General features: G+C 63.6%; 16 protein-coding genes and 1 tRNA gene. 11 read left to right on the top strand and 6 right to left on the bottom strand.

What is annotated here, in order from left to right; translation table 11 throughout:
• From VOI29_RS12900 to VOI29_RS12910, 3 genes are all read right to left on the bottom strand, one after another.
• Positions 1-654, bottom strand: a complete 654-nt coding sequence (locus tag VOI29_RS12900; RefSeq protein ID WP_129369684.1) for a GntR family transcriptional regulator — start codon at positions 652-654, stop codon at positions 1-3.
• Between the two features lie 167 nt (positions 655-821).
• Positions 822-2,615: an adenylate/guanylate cyclase domain-containing protein gene (locus VOI29_RS12905; protein WP_323779336.1), complete on the bottom strand. Its 1,794-nt coding sequence runs from the start codon at positions 2,613-2,615 to the stop codon at positions 822-824.
• A 124-nt stretch (positions 2,616-2,739) separates the two neighbouring features.
• Positions 2,740-3,426 (bottom strand): SprT family zinc-dependent metalloprotease, encoded by a 687-nt coding sequence (locus VOI29_RS12910; RefSeq protein ID WP_323779338.1) that lies wholly within the window; start codon positions 3,424-3,426, stop codon positions 2,740-2,742.
• Positions 3,427-3,527: 101 nt separating this feature from the next.
• On the opposite strand from VOI29_RS12910, the gene VOI29_RS12915 reads away from it, so the two are divergent.
• The 3 genes from VOI29_RS12915 to VOI29_RS12925 all read left to right on the top strand — a co-directional run bounded on the left by VOI29_RS12915 (position 3,528) and on the right by VOI29_RS12925 (position 4,824).
• Positions 3,528-3,854 carry a TIGR02300 family protein gene (locus VOI29_RS12915; protein WP_323779340.1) on the top strand — a complete coding sequence of 109 codons (327 nt, stop codon included), beginning with the start codon at positions 3,528-3,530 and terminating at the stop codon, positions 3,852-3,854.
• Between the two features lie 186 nt (positions 3,855-4,040).
• A tRNA-Ala gene (locus VOI29_RS12920) sits at positions 4,041-4,116 on the top strand.
• 168 nt (positions 4,117-4,284) lie between these two features.
• Positions 4,285-4,824: an AAA family ATPase gene (locus VOI29_RS12925; RefSeq protein WP_323779342.1), complete on the top strand. Its 540-nt coding sequence runs from the start codon at positions 4,285-4,287 to the stop codon at positions 4,822-4,824.
• 472 nt (positions 4,825-5,296) lie between these two features.
• On the opposite strand, the gene VOI29_RS12930 is transcribed toward VOI29_RS12925, so the two are convergent.
• The 3 genes from VOI29_RS12930 to VOI29_RS12940 all read right to left on the bottom strand — a co-directional run bounded on the left by VOI29_RS12930 (position 5,297) and on the right by VOI29_RS12940 (position 8,421).
• Positions 5,297-6,814 carry a tripartite tricarboxylate transporter permease gene (locus VOI29_RS12930; RefSeq protein ID WP_323779344.1) on the bottom strand — a complete coding sequence of 506 codons (1,518 nt, stop codon included), beginning with the start codon at positions 6,812-6,814 and terminating at the stop codon, positions 5,297-5,299.
• Between the two features lies 1 nt (position 6,815).
• Entirely contained in the window at positions 6,816-7,310 is a 495-nt protein-coding gene (locus VOI29_RS12935; RefSeq protein ID WP_323779346.1) for a tripartite tricarboxylate transporter TctB family protein, read from the bottom strand.
• 127 nt (positions 7,311-7,437) lie between these two features.
• Complete coding sequence (locus VOI29_RS12940; protein ID WP_323779347.1) at positions 7,438-8,421, bottom strand: tripartite tricarboxylate transporter substrate binding protein; 984 nt, start codon at positions 8,419-8,421, stop codon at positions 7,438-7,440.
• 117 nt (positions 8,422-8,538) lie between these two features.
• Between VOI29_RS12940 and VOI29_RS12945 the strand changes: the two genes are divergently transcribed.
• From VOI29_RS12945 to VOI29_RS12980, 8 genes are all read left to right on the top strand, one after another.
• Positions 8,539-9,204 (top strand): response regulator transcription factor, encoded by a 666-nt coding sequence (locus tag VOI29_RS12945; protein WP_323779349.1) that lies wholly within the window; start codon positions 8,539-8,541, stop codon positions 9,202-9,204.
• A complete protein-coding gene (locus VOI29_RS12950; protein WP_323779351.1) occupies positions 9,201-10,586 on the top strand; it encodes a sensor histidine kinase in 1,386 nt (461 codons plus the stop codon). The genes VOI29_RS12945 and VOI29_RS12950 overlap by 4 nt, the downstream gene beginning before the upstream one ends.
• Positions 10,587-10,591: 5 nt before the next feature.
• Positions 10,592-11,590 carry an ABC transporter substrate-binding protein gene (locus VOI29_RS12955; protein ID WP_323779353.1) on the top strand — a complete coding sequence of 333 codons (999 nt, stop codon included), beginning with the start codon at positions 10,592-10,594 and terminating at the stop codon, positions 11,588-11,590.
• Positions 11,591-12,299: 709 nt separating this feature from the next.
• The gene (locus VOI29_RS12960) at positions 12,300-13,205 is read left to right on the top strand and encodes a MotA/TolQ/ExbB proton channel family protein (protein WP_323779355.1); all 906 of its coding nucleotides are present in this window, start codon (positions 12,300-12,302) and stop codon (positions 13,203-13,205) included.
• Positions 13,206-13,209: 4 nt separating this feature from the next.
• On the top strand, positions 13,210-13,587 hold the full coding sequence (locus VOI29_RS12965) for a biopolymer transporter ExbD (protein ID WP_323779357.1): 378 nt from the start codon (positions 13,210-13,212) through the stop codon (positions 13,585-13,587).
• 10 nt (positions 13,588-13,597) lie between these two features.
• Positions 13,598-13,981 carry a biopolymer transporter ExbD gene (locus VOI29_RS12970; protein ID WP_323779359.1) on the top strand — a complete coding sequence of 128 codons (384 nt, stop codon included), beginning with the start codon at positions 13,598-13,600 and terminating at the stop codon, positions 13,979-13,981.
• Entirely contained in the window at positions 13,978-14,802 is an 825-nt protein-coding gene (locus tag VOI29_RS12975) for a TonB family protein (protein ID WP_323779361.1), read from the top strand. The genes VOI29_RS12970 and VOI29_RS12975 overlap by 4 nt, the downstream gene beginning before the upstream one ends.
• Positions 14,803-15,327: 525 nt before the next feature.
• Complete coding sequence (locus tag VOI29_RS12980; protein WP_323779363.1) at positions 15,328-16,368, top strand: radical SAM protein; 1,041 nt, start codon at positions 15,328-15,330, stop codon at positions 16,366-16,368.
• Positions 16,369-16,488: the final 120 nt, after the last annotated feature.

Consider the following 16,488-nt stretch of genomic DNA (forward strand, 5'->3'; position numbering starts at 1 on the left):
TTAGCCGGCCAGAAGCCGCAGGCCTTGGGTCACATCCGAGCGCACCGCCAGACGCAAGCCCGGTTCATCCCCAGCCTTCAGCGCCGCGATGATCAGGCGGTGGTTCTGCGGCGGATCGGTGCGGCGCAGCCGGCCGTAAAGCGCCCGCATGGTGGGGCCCAGCTGCAGCCAGACGGTCTCGGCCATCGCCAGCATGGCCGGCGCCTGGGCGCGCAGATACAGAGTGCGGTGGAACTCCAGATTGGTACGGATATAGCCGACCGCGTCGCGTTTGGTGACCATCTCGGCCACTGTTCCGTTGATCATCTGCAGCCGGTCGATCAGGGCCATATGCGCGCGCGGCAAGGCACGGCTGGACAGTTCCACCTCCAGGAGTGCGCGCAGGGCGGCCAGCTCTTCGATCCGCTCGTTGGTAAGCTCCGGCGTCGACACCCGCCCCGAAGAGGACAGAAACAGCGCGCCCTCGGCCGCCAGCCGCCGGACAGCCTCGCGCGCGGGGGTCATCGAAACTCCGAATTCGCGGCCGATGCCGCGCAGCGTCAGCGCCGCGCCGGGGGTGATTTCACCATGCATGATACGGGTGCGCAAAGCGCGGTAGACACGGTCGTGGGCCGGGGCGGCAGCGTCCTGGGGAGAGCGGGCAGTCAGGTTCATCCCCTCAAGTGATCACAAATAGCGCCGCGGTCAAGCGGATAGATCCGCACGTATGATCACGGCCAGCGGCCACGGGCTGCAGGGCGCAGGCTGCAGATCTCAGGCCGCAGATCTCAGGCCGAGGGTGACGGGCAGAGGGAGACGGGCCGTGGGTGGCAGGCCACGGGTCACGGGCGTCCAGGCAGCCCTGCCAGGCTGAACCCCGTCCGCAGCCGCTGCAGCGCGCTGCCGGGCCCGGCCCCGGCAGCATAGGGAAAAGCGCCTGCGGCCTGATCCAGTGTCAGCCCTGCGGCCAGCAGCTGCGCGCAGGCGCTGCCGGCTTCGTCAAACCGGCCCAGTGTGGCCAGCCCCGCGCAACGCACCGCCTGGGCCAGCTGCGCCCGCGGTTCCAGCGCCAGCGCCGCACCGGCAGTGTCAACGGCTGCTTCCACCTGCCCGGCATCAAACAGCATCGACGCACGCAGGCTGTGGTACAGCGCAGGCGGCACCGGATTGAGCCGCAAAGCAGTGGCATAGGCAGCCTCGGCGGCGGCGCCCCGCCCCTCCATCTGCAAAAGCCAGGCCCGCAGCAGATGGCCATCTGCATCGTTCGGGAAAGAGCGTTCCAACGCCTGGGCAAGGGTCAAGGCGGTGTCCGCTGCGCCGCTGAACTGCGCCGCAAGGGCGCGGATGCGCAAGGTTCCGGGTGTTTCGGGGAGCCCTTCGAGCAACTGTGCCGCCTTGGCCGCGCGCTGCGGCAGGCGGGCCAGCGGGCCGGTCAGCAAATCCAGGTCGAGCTCAGCCTGCAGCACTTTTGCCTCTGCCAGGCCGGGGGCCAGCTGCAAAGCCTGTTCCACGGCCAGCCTGGCCTCTTGCTGCCGGCCGGCCGCCAGTTCGCTGCGGGCAGCCAGCAGCTGCATCAGCGCCTGATCCGGCACTGCCGCCGCCGCGGCCTTAGGCACCGGCTGGCTGAAGGCGCTGAGAATATCTGCCGCCACTGCAGGTGCCAGCCCGGACAGGCTGGATTGCGGCCGGGGCGGCAGGGCTGCCTGCCCGGACGGGCTGCGGATCTCCAGCCGGATCCCCTGCAACGGAGCAGCAGGCAGGTGGCCGCTGACCAGGAACTCTGTTCCCAGCAGTTTCGCCGCCTGGTCCGGCGGCAGACCGGCCGCGGCGCGGCTGCTGGCCGGTGCCACCACTGCCAGGCCCGGCACCGCGGCAAGCGCGCGGATCACCTCGCCGGTGACCGCCTGAGCCAGTTCGGGAGATGCCGAGGCCGCCGTGAATGGAAGCACGGCAACCAGCGGCCGCGTCTGCTCAGCCCCGCCGGCCGTCTGCCACGCCCCTTGCAGACCCGGCATGCCCGCGGCCCACCAGCCGCCGCCCGCCGCAGCCAGAACCGTAAACGCAGCCAGCGCCAGCCACACAGGCCGCCCGGCCCGCCGGCGCGGTGGCGAAGCTGCCCGGACCGCATTTTCTGATGCGGCGGCCGGGTGCAGACTGGGCAGCGAGGTCAGCTCGTCGCCGAGCACATAAACCTGCACAGGCTCGGGAATGTTCTTGACCTCATGCAGGCCCAGGTCCTTGAACGCATAAGGAATGCGGCCCCGCACCTGGCCGTATGCTTCGGCCGACAGGGCCACCCCCCCAAGCGGTGCCAAAGCCTCCAGCCGGGCCGCGATATTGACGTCATCGCCATAAATATCACCCTGGGCAATCAGCACCTCGCCTAGGGTGATGCCGATCCGAAGCTGGAGGTGGCGGTTGCGGGCGGCGGCGGCCTGGATCCCGGCTGCCGCCTCCACCGCCGAGATCACGCTGGGAAAAATCGCCAGCACCCCGTCGCCCATCAGCTTGATGATCCGGCCCTCATGGCTGCGGATCGCCGGGGCGATCAGGCTTTGCTGCTGCGCCAGAAGCTGGTTCAGCGTGCCCGCCTCATCCTCGGCCATCAGCCGGCTGAAGCCAGAGACATCCAGCACAAATATGGCAGCAAGGCGTCGTTGCGGTTTGTCTGACACGGGCAAGCCTCAAGAACCGGTAAAACTGGAAACAGGTACCTGCCAGAAGCTTAGCCCGCGCATCCGCGGGGTCAAAGCCTTGCCGCTATTCGCCGAACCGGTAACGGTGGAGGCCGGCGCCGTTTTCGCGCAACCAGGCCCGCGGCGCCTCGTATTGGCCGTAAAGGCGTTCAACCACCGCCCAGAAAGCTGCCGAATGGTTCATCTCCTGCAGATGCGCCACCTCATGGGCGGCGACATAGCGCAGCACCGCGGGCGGCGCCAGGATCAGCCGCCAGGAATACATCAGCGCGCCATCGGCGGTGCAGGACCCCCAGCGCGACCGGGTATCGCGCAAGGTCAGACGGCTGTAGCCTTTGCCCAGCCGGGCGGCATAGAAATCCGACGCCTCGGCCAGCCGGTTGCGCGCCAGCTCCTTCAGACAGCGCTGCAAGACCCGTCCCGGATTGTCACCCGGCACCGCAATGCGGCCCGCATCCAGCTGGATGCGCCGCCCCGGCGCGCGCTCAACCACCCGGTTCTGGCCATCGACCGGCAGCAGGGTGCCGAACCCCGCCTCCACCGTTTCGGGATGCTTTTCCAGATGCGACCGGATCCAGTCCGCCTTCTCCTCGGCAAAGGCGAGTGCGGCCCGTTCCGGCAGGCTTTTGGGCAATGTCAGCGTCACCCGCCCGTCCAGCGAAGAGATCCGCAGGCTGATCCGCCGCGCCCGTGCCGACCGCCGCAAAGTCAGCGGCACCGGCGGGTCTCCGGGCAGGTGATGTGTGGCCATGCGCGCGCCCCCTTTCCGGCAAAGGCTTTGACAGTCCCCCCCTCATATGGCAAGGCACCGGAATCGTCGATACGACTCACCAGTAAATCAAGGGGATCCACATGCCCAAGGAAGAATGGGGTGTAAAGCGCGTCTGCCCCACCACTGGCAAGCGCTTTTATGACCTGAACAAGAACCCGGTTGTCAGCCCCTACACGGGCGAGGCCGTCGAGCTGGACACCGGCAAGACCCGGATGATCGAAGCCGATGCCGAAGATGCGGCCACCCTGAAGGCCAAAGAGAACCTCGAAGGGGATGACGCGGTTCTGGAAGATGACGACGACGTCGATGTTGATCTGGGCGATGATGTCCTGGACGACGACGATGACGAGGACAACGTCCCGCTGGAAGAGATTGCCGACATGTCGACCCCAGAGGACGATTCCTAAGGTATTTCCAGCCGCCCGGGGACGCGCCTTGCCTTCCCCGGGCAGCCCTCCGGCAGTGCCGGGAAAAAAGTTTGGAACCCGGCGCATTTTCCGCTTGCAGCCTGCGCCGCCGTCCCTTAAACGACGCTCACACCGCAAGACGGACCGCACCGGAGACGGAACGGACACTGGAAAGCGGACAGGTTTGGGGCCTTAGCTCAGCTGGGAGAGCGCCTGCATGGCATGCAGGAGGTCAGGAGTTCGATCCTCCTAGGCTCCACCAAATCTTCATAAAAGCTCAGACAGTTCTGCCGTTCCCGTCAGAGAATTTGCCTCTGCTGCGCAGACAGGTGCTATTTTCCCTACGAAAATCCATGCTGCTTTGATCCGCGCCTTTTCGGCGTGTTGATCGCTTCGCAGCCCTTTCCCTTGTCAAACCCGAGGATGGCTCATGAGTGACCATTTCTTCGTCGTGACAGGCGGCCCGGGTGCGGGCAAGACCAGCCTGATCACCGAGTTTGCCCGCCGCGGCTTCCACACAATCCCCGAATCCGGCCGCGCGATCATCCGCGCAGAGATGCAGAGCGGCGGTGATGCCCTCCCCTGGGCCGGCCGCATGGCCTATGCCGAACGGATGCTGGAGCAAGACCTGCGCGCCTACAGCGCGGCACAAGCCCTCTCAGGCCCGGTTATCTTCGACCGCGGCATTCCCGACATCGTGGGCTACCTGACGCTCTGCGGCCTCCCCGTGCCGCCCCACGTCGCTGCAGCGGCCCGGACGGCCCGCTACAACCATCGCGTCTTCCTGGCGCCTTACTGGAACGATATTTTCACTCAGGACGCAGAGCGCACGCAAAGCCGGGCCGAGGCCGAAGTGACCTGCGCAGTCATGCGCGAGACCTACGCCGCGCTCGGATACGAGATAGTGGAACTTCCCCGCACCGGCACCGCACGACGCGCCGACTTCATCGAGACGCACTTGGCCTTTTGAAGGTGCCTCCCACGCGCTGCAGCCCAAACACCGCTCCTGCGTTCCAGCAGACCCTCGAATTCAGCAGCGGGAAAACAGGGCCAAGGCAACGTCGTCCGGGTGCAGCATTAGGCAAGGCATGAGTACGAACCGCGGGCAGCGGTCGTTCGCCGTGGCCAGAACCGATGTCAGAAATACGCAAGCAGCGGACGACCGAGGCGGCGGCCTGGTTGAACGCAAAGCGCAGGAAGCGGCCATAGGCCTAGAGCAAGGCCGCGTGGAAGGATGCCCCTGCAAAGAAAGCACATTTAGCCGTTGCGGTGTTCGGCAGAGGGAACCGCCTAATCCCTCATTGATTGAAAGGATGGTCTATTGCAGGCCTGCGAGGAAATTTCAGCGGACCAGTGGACAGTTTCAGCCCTGAACGGGTGGAGCGCCTGAGCTTTGCCGCCGGGCTGGAAGTATGGAAGGCCGAAGCCTTCCAAATTCTTTGTCAGTCTGCATCGGCAGTTCCCTCGGCCCGCAGGCGGGCCCGCCTTGCGCGGTAACCAGGCAGCAGCACAAGTATGACAGCCAGCCCCAGAAGGCCAAGCGTCATCGGCCGTTCCAGGATGAACCCGAGCCCGTCATAAAGCTGCATGGAGCGGGCAAAGTTGTTCTCCAGCATGGAGCCCAGAATGAAGCCGATCAGCAAGGGCGCCAGCGGGTAGTCCGCAAACCGAAGCACCGTTGCGCAAATGCCCAGCCCCACCAGGATCAGCAGTTCGGTTGCGTTGTTCTGCCCGATATAGGCCCCCATCAAGGTGAAAAAGAGAATGAAGGGGATCAGGTAAGTGCGCGGCACCGCCAGCACCTTGGCGATATAGGGGATCAGCGGCAGGTTCAGAATCAGCAGGATCAGGTTGCCCAGATACATTGAGATAATCACCGCCCAGAAAATCTGCGGCTCATCTATCATCAGACGGGGGCCAGGCGAGACATTCAATGCTATCAGCGCCCCCAGCAGGATGGCGGTAGTGCCCGATCCCGGGATGCCCAGCGTCAAGAGCGGCACAAAAGAACCGGTGCAAGCGGCATTGTTGGCGCTCTCCGGCGCGGCGAGGCCCTTAATAGATCCTTTGCCGAATTGCTCCTGCTCTTCTTTCGGGGCGAGATTACGCTCCACCGCATAGCCAAGGAACGAGGCGATCGTGGCGCCGGCCCCGGGCAGGACACCGATCAGAAATCCCTGGATCGACTGCCGTCCGATCACCGGGATGATGGCTTTGGCTTCCGCACGGGTGATCCGCAGGTCCTTGATCTCGCTGCTGTCGCCACCGGTCTTGGACCGGGACGGGTCGAGCACCAGATACATCGCTTCGGGCAGTGCGAACATCGCCATCGCGAGGGTGATAAACCCGAAACCTGATTGCAGGTCCATGATGCCCATGGTGAAGCGCGGCATGTTGAAGAGCGCGCCCTCGCCCACCGTGGCCATGATCAGCCCCATGAGGGTCATCAGCACCGCCTTGCCCGCCTGTCCGGATCCGGCAAAGGCGGCAATGGCCGAAAGCCCCACCACCATCAGCGCGAAATATTCAGCCGAATGGAACAACAGCGCAACTGTCGCCAAAGCCGGGGCAAAGACCATCAGCAGGATCGCGCCAATGGTGCCGCCGGAAAAAGACGCAATGGCAGCGACCGTCAGCGCCTTGCCGGCCTTGCCCTGGCGCGCCAGCGGATACCCGTCAAACGATGTGGCCACGGTGGAGGCAACGCCGGGTGCGTTGATCAGGATCGACGAGGTGGAGCCGCCAAAGATCGCCCCGTAGTAGACACCGGCCAACAGGATCAGCGCGGCGGAGGGATCGCCGATGGAGATCGCCACCGGGATCATTATGGCGATAATCGACATCGGCCCCAGCCCCGGCAGCATGCCGATGAATGTGCCGATCAGGCAGCCGCCGATGACCATCAGCAGGTTGGTAAGGGAAAAGGCCGTTTCAAGACCGGTCAGGATGCCTTCAAGCATATCAGCCTCCGTGTGTCAGAATTGCAGGCCAGGGGCTGAGAAAGATCCCCAGCACTTCCTGCACCAAATACCAGACCACACCTGCAGCCGCGGCCGCGATGGGAAGCAGGATGTGCAGTTTGCGCTCCCCCAGGACAAAGGCTCCGGCTGCCAGAAAAGCGACGGTTGCAGGCAGAAATCCCGCGGGGCGCAGCAGCAGTGCATAGGCGGTCATCATCCCCAGCAGCAAAAGCGCCTGGCCAAGCTTGTAGTCCGTCAGCCGCCGGTAATTGATTTCCATCGGCTTTGGCTCATCCGCCCCCTTTTCCAGCCCCAGCAGCACATAAAGCGCTGTAAAAATGGCCATCACCGACAGGAGCTTGGGAAAGGTGCTGGGCCAGATCGGGTTGCGTTTCATAAACGGCGGCAGCGCGCCATCCATGGTGAAAAACGCCGTATAGCCATAGGCAAGGCAGATCATCAGAATGATCAGGGCAATCCATCTGTCGAGGGCCATATTCAACTCCGGCTGTCGTGTTTTATTTTGCGGGGCCGGGGGCGCTGCCCCCGCCGCGCATTGCGCGGCGCCCCCGGCAGCGCGCGGGTGGAACCCTCGCATAGACCGGGCGCGCCAGGCCGCCCGGTCAGAGGAATCCGAGCTGTTTCATCAGATCGCCGATAACCTGTTCCTGTGCTTCCAGGAAGCTGCGGAAATCCTCACCCGAATTGTGAATGTTGACCCAGCCGTTGCGGGTCCGGACCTCTTCCCATTCGGGGGTGGCGTACATCTTGGCCAGCGCGGCCTGAAAGGCCGTCAGCCGGTCTTCCGGCAGCCCCGGCGCAGCGAAGAAACCGCGCCAGTTTACAAATGCGGTGTCGAGCCCCTGCTCCTTCATCGTCGGGGCATCCGGGTAGCTGTCCACCCGCTCCTCGGATGTTACACCGATGATCTTCACCTCACCCGCATTGGCCAGATCGATGGCCTCGGAAAACCCGGTGCTGAGCGCCGATATTTCACCGGAAAGCAGCGCCGCCATGGCTTTGCCGCCGGCGTCATAGGGGATGTATTTCACCGCGGTCGGGTCTTCGCCTGCGGCCTGCATCACCATGGCTGCAACCAGATGGTCCATGCCGCCCGGAACCGAACCGCCGCCAACGGCGGTGCCGCGCGGATCCGCCTTATAGGCGGCCAGAAGGTCGGCCATCGAATTGATCGGGCTGTCCTTGCCAACCACAAAGGCCGCGTAATCGCCAATGGTGCCCGCCACCAGCGTCAGGTCGCGGAAGTTCTGCGGAAACACACCGGTCAGTGAACGGATCACGATAGGGGTGGAGTTCACCATCAGCGTGCCGTGCTGGCTGGCGGCGTTCTCGATCAAATAGCCGATAGCCTTGCCGCCGCCGCCGCCGGACATGTTTTCGTAGGAGGCCTTGCCGACCAGGCCGGAAGCTGTCAGCGCTTCGCCGGTGCCGCGCGCGGTTCCGTCCCAGCCGCCGCCCGCCCCGCCGGGTATCAGAAAGTGGATGCTGTCGAGCACCTTCTCTTCGGCATTGGCCGGTGCGCCAAAGGCCATGGCTGCTGCCGCTGCCGCGATCACAGTCCGCCGCGTCAGGCTCCAATTGCTCATCTTGTCCTCCCATTTGACAAATCGCGGTCTCGCCGCTCATGACTGAAGGGGAGCACAGCAAGCTGACACGGACCTGTCACAGCTCTGTCATACGGCGCTCGGAAAGGATGAACCGCTATGCGCTTCCTGCTGGTTGAGGATAATGAAAGCCTGGCAAATGCTATTCAGGCCCGGCTGCGGCTGGACGGGCATGCTGTGGACCATGCCCCCGATGCCGGCACGGCATGTGCATTTTCCGACACCACCGATTATGATCTGATTTTATTAGATATTATGCTCCCGGACGGTGATGGCCGCAGCTTTCTGAAGAACCACCGCGATAACCGGAAAGAAACACCTGTCATTGTGCTGACTGCCCGTTCGGAGGTCTCGGACCGGGTTGGCATGCTGGATCTTGGCGCCGATGATTATCTGACCAAACCGTTCGATTTTTCCGAGCTGGAGGCCCGCTGCCGGGCAGTGCTGCGCCGCCGCGGAGGCGGCAGTTCCAACCTGCGGCGATTCGCAAATTTGCTGTTCGATCCGATGGCAGGCACCCTGTCGTCCGGCGGAAAGACCATCAGTTTGCGGAACCGGGAGTTACGGCTTCTGGAGGTGTTTCTGAATGCGCCGGACCGGATATTCTCCAAGTCCAAACTGGTGGACAGGCTGTTTTCCTATGACGAAGAGGTATCGGAAAACGCGATTGAGGTCTATGTCGCCAGGCTGCGCAAGCATTTGGCCGGATCCGGGGCAGAGATCACCACTGTGCGCGGGCTTGGTTACCGGTTGTCGCTGGAATGAGCGCAACGGTCAATGTCAGCGGATCGATCCGCCGGCGGCTGCTGCTGCAGCTAATGGGCAGCGCCGCACTTCTGGCCGCTCTTCTGTTCCTGGCAGTGCTGGGGTTTGTCCGCAATGTTGCGGAAGAAAGCCATGACAGGATCTTGCTGGCGTCAGCAACTTCTATCCTGGAGTCGGTTTCCGTCCAGTCCGGTGAAATTACTGCAGACATCCCCTATGCCGCCCTGTCCATGCTGGGCAATGTGAGCGATGACCGGGTGTTTTACCAGATCGCAACGCCGGCAGGTGTGCTGACCGGATATGCGGATCTGCCGGTGGCCGGGCCGCCCGTCCAGCCGGGTCAGCCCTTGTTTCAAACCGCGCGCTACAAGGCGGAAAGCATCCGGTCGGTGACCCTTTTCCGGCGGCTGTCCGTTGAGGGCGCGCCGGTTGCTGTTCAGGTTTCGGTTGCCCAGACCCGGTCAGGCCAGGCTGCCTTGCTGGCGCAGCTTTCGTGGTCCGCGCTGTACCTCGGTGTGGGGTTCTTCGTGCTGGCATCCGGCCTCGCATTCTGGTCCACCCAGTCCAGCATTACCCCGCTCAGATCCTTGACCGAGGCAATTTCGCGCCGCGGCCCCAAAGACCTGCGCCCGGTATCCCGTCCGGTACCCTCCGAGATGTCGCCGCTGGTGTCCTCGCTCAACAGTTTTATCAGCCGTCTGCAGACATCACTGGCCCGGTCCGAGGATTTCATCGCCGAGGCCGCGCACCGGGTGCGCACGCCGCTGGCAACGGTGCGCGCGCAGGCCGAGGTCACCCTGATGCGGATAGAAAATGAAAACAAGCGGACCAGCCTGCGTGAAATGATCCGCGCCATCGACGAAAGCTCCCGCGCGGCGGGGCAGCTGCTGGACCACGCCATGGTCTCGTTCCGGACGGACAGCCTGGAACTTGAGGACGTCAATCTGACGGAACTTGCCCGGGACCTGGCTGAGCGGCTGCAGCCGGTGGCCGAACTGAAGGATATGTCCCTGCATTTCGAAGGCCAGGAAACCATCAGACTTCCGGGCGATGGCATTCTGCTGCAAAACGCGGTCCGCAATATTCTGGACAACGCCATCAAATATTCCGGCCGGGACAGCGAAGTCTGGATTCGTGCAGTCTGCCGCGGCGGCTGCGCGTGCATAGAAATAGAAGATCAGGCGGGCGGGTTTAAATGCGAAGACACAGAAGCGCTGACCCGCCGTTTTGTTCGCGGCGCCAACGCCCGGAATACAACTGGTTCAGGGCTGGGGCTGACAATTGCCCGCGAGGTGGCCGAAGCCCATGGCGGAAAGCTGATCATTGAAAACAGCCAGACAGGAACAGGCGCGTGCGTAACGCTTTGCTTTCCCTTGCACTGACCTTCTTGACCCTTGCAACGCTGGCGGCCGCTGGCTTTGAGGTGGAGGAAAGGCACTGGATCGGTCCGCAAGACGGCACGCCGCTGCGGATCATTTCGACCACTGACACAGCTATTCTTGCCCCTCTCATTGAAAGCTTCCTGCAAAAGCACCCCGGGACAGCTGTAGACTATACCGTCGCCAACAGCAGCGAGGTGATGAAAGCGGTGCTCAAAGGAGAAGAGCAGTTTGACGTGGCGCTGTCCTCGGCAATGGATCTGCAGACCAAACTGGCAAACGACGGGTTCACCCGGCCCCATCAGTCCGCATTTACTGCGCTGATCCCGGACTGGGGGAAATGGCGGGATCATGTGTTTGCGTTTTCGCTTGAGCCTGCGTCTGTTGTGGTATCCGCGGCCGGTTTCCGAGGCCGGGATATTCCACGCACACGCCAGGATCTGATTGCGCTCATGCGGGCAGAACCGGAGAGGTTCCTGGGCAAAGTGGGCACTTATGATGTGGCGCTCAGCGGGCTGGGGTATCTGTTTGCGACACAGGATGCGCGGACGTCCGAAACTTACTGGCGGCTGATGGAAGTCACCGGCAGCCTTGAACCGGTCCTGTATTGCTGCTCTGCCAGTATGATTGAAGACATTGCTGTTGGAGAGATCCTTATTGCTTACAATGTTTTAGGCAGCTACGCGCGGGCACGGCAGGACCTGAAAGACAAGATCATTGTCATCGACCCGGAAGACTATACCCATCTGATGATGCGGTCTGCGGTGCTGTTGAGCGGCGGCGGGCAGCCTGATCTGGCGCAGCGGTTTGTTGACCATCTGGCATATGCAGCCTGGTCGCAGCCGCCGGGCGCTGAATACCCGTTCCACCCCCCGTCCGCGGAGTTCATCGGCGCGGCAAACTCGAAACGGCTGATCCAGCTGGGGCCTGGCCTGCTGGTGTATCAGGACGCCGAAAAGCGCAGGCGTTTCATGGCGGAATGGTTCAACGCGATCAGAAAGCAGTAAGCCAGTTCCGCAGCCGCGTTGACCGGTGCCTCCTGGGGGTCCCCCTACGGGCCGGCATCAGATCCCGGATCCGGACCCTTCCAACCCGTGTCCGCTTTGCCGTAACGGCAGCCGGCGGGACCTGTTTGCTGGCGCACGAAAAATTCTTGACAAAACAACTAAGACTTCTTACGGCTTCCCGCGCCATGGAGGCGTGAATTCAGCAAGACATCGGCGGCTCATCTTATTCCGCAGCCGGTCCAGCCACTCCCTAAGAACATGGTCTGCAGGAGATCCTGGGGCCGTAGACCGGAAAGGTTTTGTGATGCTGTGGCCAAGGCTGAAACCGCCGCGAGCCAGATCCGCGCAGCCAGCCTGCCGCGGTTTGTTTTGCCGGGCGTTCCGGGACGGGCGCGGGATCCGTGCCGGCCATCAGCTGGCATCGGCGCTGTCGCATTCCAGACGGCTGAGCCTGGATTATACGCGGGATCATCTGCTGCGGGGAGGGCTCTAGGATGACAGTCTCCGGCCGCACAGAGGCAATGATGCTGCCCGGCAGCAGTGGCAGCGGCACATTTGCAGAGCGCACGCTGGCGGAGCGAGGGCAATACCCCTGGTATTTCCTTTGGTTTGCCTGTGAAAAGGCAGAGGCCCGGCACCTCCGCGTGGCGTTCAATGCAGGGCGGGAATGTCCCAAAACCAGTTATATTGCAGCATATTGGAGCCAGTCATGATCAATCGTTTCTCTGCAGCGCTGGCGGCGTTTTTGATGTTCGCCGCAGCTTGGGCGGCAGCCCAGGAAACCCCTGCCGCGCCAGTGCCGGATATTGCATTTGGCGCGCCCGGGGGCGCTGTGCCTCAGCTGCCGCCCTCCGCGCCGGGGCTTGAAGTTCCAGAGGCCGGCGGGGATGCCTTTGCCGTAACTGAGGCTGGCACTGCCCCCCTTTCAGACCCGCTCTCCAGTCAGGATGAGCTGGCCCAGATAGCAATTGACGCATCGTCCAAGGCACTGAAATTTCTTCGCGATGGCGGCCCTTCCATCTGGGCGATCGCCGTCTTGTCGGTGGTCACATTGGCGCTGATCCTATGGAAGATCTGGCGTCTGGCGCTGATCGGCGCCTGGTCGCGCGGCAAGGCAGGCCAGGCCGTGGACGCCTTTGAACGCGGGGACCGCGCCGCGGCCCAATCCATCGTCAAAAACCGGATCGGCGTGCGTTCCCAAGTCGTCGGCGCAGCACTGGCCGCCGCCGCGACCCTGCCCGAGGACCGCGCCCGCGAAGAAACCGCCCGGGTGGCCAAACTGCATCTTGCCAGCGCTTCCGCCGGTCTTGGCGCACTGGAGCTGATTGCAACCATCGCCCCGCTTCTGGGTCTGCTGGGCACCGTTCTGGGCATGATTGCCGCCTTCCAGGCATTGCAGGCGGCCGGTTCCAAGGCCGACCCCGCCCTGCTGGCAGGCGGCATCTGGGAGGCGCTGCTGACCACTGCGGCAGGCATGGCAGTGGCGATCCCCGCCTCGGCCGCGCTGACCTGGTTTGAAGCAGTGATCTCCCGCATCCGCCGCGATCTTGAAGACAGCGCCACCCGTATCTTTATCGCCCATGATCCGCAGCCGCTGAAGCTGGCGGCCGAGTAGCCCGATGGAGTTCACCCGCCCCCTGAAGCCGCGGCGCAAGCCAAGCCTGACACCCATGATCGACGTGGTGTTTCTGCTTTTGGTTTTCTTCATGCTGGCGTCGCGGTTTGGCACCGATGCGGTGCTGCAGCTGCCGCTGGCTGCGCAGGGCGGCAATTACACTGGACCGCCGCGGCTGGTCGGCATCGGTGCGGGCAATCTGGATGTGAATGGCGTGCCGGTGGCAGACAGCAACCTGATCCAGGCACTGGCACCGCTGATGCGGAACCCCTCCGATATGCTGATCTTGCGCGGCCGCGACGGTGCCGACCTGCAGCGCATCACCGATGTGACAGGGCTGCTGCGGCAGGCGGGTTACAGCAATTTTGTATTGGTGGAATAAGGAGACCCGCATGGACCTGACAGAGGCGCCCCGCCGTCCGCGAACTGAATCCATCGTTCCGATGATCAATGTGGTATTCCTGCTGCTGATCTTTTTTCTGATGACCTCGCATCTGGCGCAGCCGGATCCGTTTGAGGTGATACCGCCGGACGCAGCAATTGAGGCGGAACCCGAAGGCGGCGCTGTGCTGCACATCAATGCCGAAGGCCGGATCTATTTCGATGGGATCGAAGGCGACGGAGCCCTCGCACGGCTGGCGGCGGTCAGTGCCGGCACCGAGGCGCTGCAATTGCGCGCCGATGCCCGGCTGGAGGCAAAAGCCCTTGCCCGAATTCTGCGCCGGCTGGCGGCAGCAGGGCTGAGCCAGGCTGAACTGGTGGTCCGCCAGCCATGAAACGTGCCGCCGAACTTACCGTCTTTGCCGGACTTGCCGTGTTGATCCATGTGGCGCTGTTTGCCCGCATGCCCGGTTCCGGCACCCAATCCAGCGGTGCGGGCGGCACTGCGATGGTGTCGATACAGGCGGCGCCTCAAGCGGTGGCAGAAATGGTTGAGGCTTGGGAACGCCCGCCGCAGACTACGCCGCAGATTGAGGCCCAAACTGTTGAACCGCTGCCGCCGGTCGACGCCCCTGCCCTGCCGCTGCCGGCTCTTGCCCAGGCACCGCGGGCCGCGGCACAGATCGCCATGCCCAAACCAGCGAGAGCGGATGTTCTGCAGATAGTTACTGCACCGGCGCCTCCGCCGCGGCAACCAGAACCGAAGCTGGAGCCGGAGACCAAACCTGCGCCCAAACCGCAGGCCCAGCAGGCCCGTAAATCCCAGCAGGCCTCCGCCGGGCGGGCTGAACAGCGCGCCGCGGGATCGGGCGGCAACACTCAGGCTGGACAATCCGGCGGGGCACAGGCGGCAACTGCAGAGGCCGGCCGCCGGGCCAAGCTGCGCAGTATCTGGGGCGCCAGGATCCGTGCCCGTGTGGAACGGCGCAAACGCTATCCCGCCGGCGCCAGCGGCAATGGCCAGGTTGTGGTGCGGCTTACAGTCTCCAAATCAGGCCAGTTGCTGAGCCACCGGGTTGCGAAGTCCTCAGGCGTCGCTGCCTTTGATCAGGCGGCGTTGCGTGCCGTTGCCCGAGCCGGCAAGTTCCCGCCGGCCCCGAAAGAGCTGCAGATCAATCAAATCAGCTTTAACCTGCCCATGAGTTTCTCGAAATAACCCGTGGCAAGGCCGCCGCTCAAGCCTCCGCCGCGGGGAACGCCCCGTGGCCAAGGTCAGTCCGGAAGTTCCGGTGCAGGTTCGGAGGCCCTTCCAGTGCGGACACAGGCGCGCGTGCCGCCGCGCGGTGCGGCGGCCTGCTCCGGGCCCGGATCCTGGATCAGCGCATTCAGCCGAAGGCGGGCAGACCTTCGTGGCGGTCCCCTGACGCGTATTTGTTGAGTCGGTGATGCGGCTGGACGCTGTCCAGATAGCGCGGATCCACACCGGCGGTTATCGTCATACAACCGGTCCGACCGCACGGCGCAGCAGATCCGCGCTTGGCTTCCTGCATATTGCCGCCCTTTGCGGCGCCCAGCTGACACCAATTGAAGGCAGCAATCCCGGCCGGAACCGGCCAAGACCGGGCGCATCTGCGCCGCCGGGCCGCTCACGCAATGCTCAACAATGTGGCCCTGCAAAGGCTTGCCACACCTCTCCCGGCGCTTAAGGTGGAACCCGTACGCAGCAAATCGAGGTCAACGTATGGAAGATCTAGCCCCCGCTCCGGACCTGAAGCCGGAAACAGCGCAGCCAGACCTGCCCGCCAAACCGCCGGGGCTGCATGAACGGGCTCTGCATCTGCTGGCCAGGCTGCTGCCGCTGGCGTACTTCCGGCGGCCGCCAAAAATTATCATCATCGACGCCACCAACAGCTGCAACCTGCGCTGCCCGGTGTGCCCGGTTACTTTTGCTATGCAGCGCAAGCGCGGCATGATGAAGCCGAAGGTGTTCCGCAAAATCATCGACGACTTCAAGGACCAGCCGGAAAAACCCGCGATCTACTTCAGCTTTTCGGGCGAGCCGACCCTGCACAAGGACTTGCCCGATTTCATCGCCTACGCCCATGAAAACGGCCACGATACCTATCTGTCGACCAATGCAACCCGGCTGACGCCGGAGATGAGCGAGCGCCTGATCCGCTCAGGCCTTGCCCGCGTGAACCTTTGCATGGACGGTTTCTCGAAGGAGGCGCAGGAAACCTATCGGGTCAACTCCGACTTCGACAAGGTCAAGGCCAGCATCGAAGGGTTCCTGAACATCAAAAAGGACCTGGGTTTCAAAACCCCGGTCACAGTGCTGCAAACACTGCTGACCAGCTATTCCGAACCGCAGATGGACGAAATGGAAGACTGGGCACGGAACGCAGGCTTTGACCGGGTGCGGTTCAAGACGTTCTCGATCGGCTCCTACACTTCCGCCGACCAGAAACGCGAATTTGCCCATTTCCTGCCGCGCCAGAAGGAGTTGCGCCGCCACCCGCGCCACACCAGCCACGCAATGTGCACGGTGCCGCTGTTCCAGTCGGTGGTGTTCTGGAACGGCGATCTGGGCCTGTGCTGCATCGACTACGACCAGGTGATTCAGCTGCCGAATGTCGAGCAGGACGGCTTTCTGGCCGCCTACCGTTCGGATGAAGCCGCCCGCGCCCGCAAGCGCGGCTTCCTCAAGCAATTCGGCATCTGCAAAACCTGCTCCTTCTCCAACGCCGAAAACATGGGCATCCGCCGCGACCTCAGGAAATAGCCCGGGATTTAGGCCGTTTCATCTTTCCGGAAATACTCCGGGGGCGAAGGCCGCCAGGCCGAGGGGGGGCAGGCCGAGGGGGGCCAGGCCGAGGGGGGCCAGGCCGAGGGGGGCCAGGCC

Source organism: Leisingera sp., from assembly GCF_034669605.1.
Classification (GTDB): domain Bacteria; phylum Pseudomonadota; class Alphaproteobacteria; order Rhodobacterales; family Rhodobacteraceae; genus Leisingera.

Bases quoted from the DNA above. Each gene is read 5' to 3' on its own strand.
- VOI29_RS12900 (WP_129369684.1), bottom strand. From the start codon at position 654: ATGAACCTGACTGCCCGCTCTCCCCAGGACGCTGCCGCCCCGGCCCAC.
- VOI29_RS12910 (WP_323779338.1), bottom strand. From the start codon at position 3,426: ATGGCCACACATCACCTGCCCGGAGACCCGCCGGTGCCGCTGACTTTG.
- VOI29_RS12915 (WP_323779340.1), top strand. From the start codon at position 3,528: ATGCCCAAGGAAGAATGGGGTGTAAAGCGCGTCTGCCCCACCACTGGC.
- VOI29_RS12925 (WP_323779342.1), top strand. From the start codon at position 4,285: ATGAGTGACCATTTCTTCGTCGTGACAGGCGGCCCGGGTGCGGGCAAG.
- VOI29_RS12930 (WP_323779344.1), bottom strand. From the start codon at position 6,814: ATGCTTGAAGGCATCCTGACCGGTCTTGAAACGGCCTTTTCCCTTACC.
- VOI29_RS12935 (WP_323779346.1), bottom strand. From the start codon at position 7,310: ATGGCCCTCGACAGATGGATTGCCCTGATCATTCTGATGATCTGCCTT.
- VOI29_RS12940 (WP_323779347.1), bottom strand. From the start codon at position 8,421: ATGAGCAATTGGAGCCTGACGCGGCGGACTGTGATCGCGGCAGCGGCA.
- VOI29_RS12945 (WP_323779349.1), top strand. From the start codon at position 8,539: ATGCGCTTCCTGCTGGTTGAGGATAATGAAAGCCTGGCAAATGCTATT.
- VOI29_RS12950 (WP_323779351.1), top strand. From the start codon at position 9,201: ATGAGCGCAACGGTCAATGTCAGCGGATCGATCCGCCGGCGGCTGCTG.
- VOI29_RS12960 (WP_323779355.1), top strand. From the start codon at position 12,300: ATGATCAATCGTTTCTCTGCAGCGCTGGCGGCGTTTTTGATGTTCGCC.
- VOI29_RS12965 (WP_323779357.1), top strand. From the start codon at position 13,210: ATGGAGTTCACCCGCCCCCTGAAGCCGCGGCGCAAGCCAAGCCTGACA.
- VOI29_RS12970 (WP_323779359.1), top strand. From the start codon at position 13,598: ATGGACCTGACAGAGGCGCCCCGCCGTCCGCGAACTGAATCCATCGTT.
- VOI29_RS12975 (WP_323779361.1), top strand. From the start codon at position 13,978: ATGAAACGTGCCGCCGAACTTACCGTCTTTGCCGGACTTGCCGTGTTG.
- VOI29_RS12980 (WP_323779363.1), top strand. From the start codon at position 15,328: ATGGAAGATCTAGCCCCCGCTCCGGACCTGAAGCCGGAAACAGCGCAG.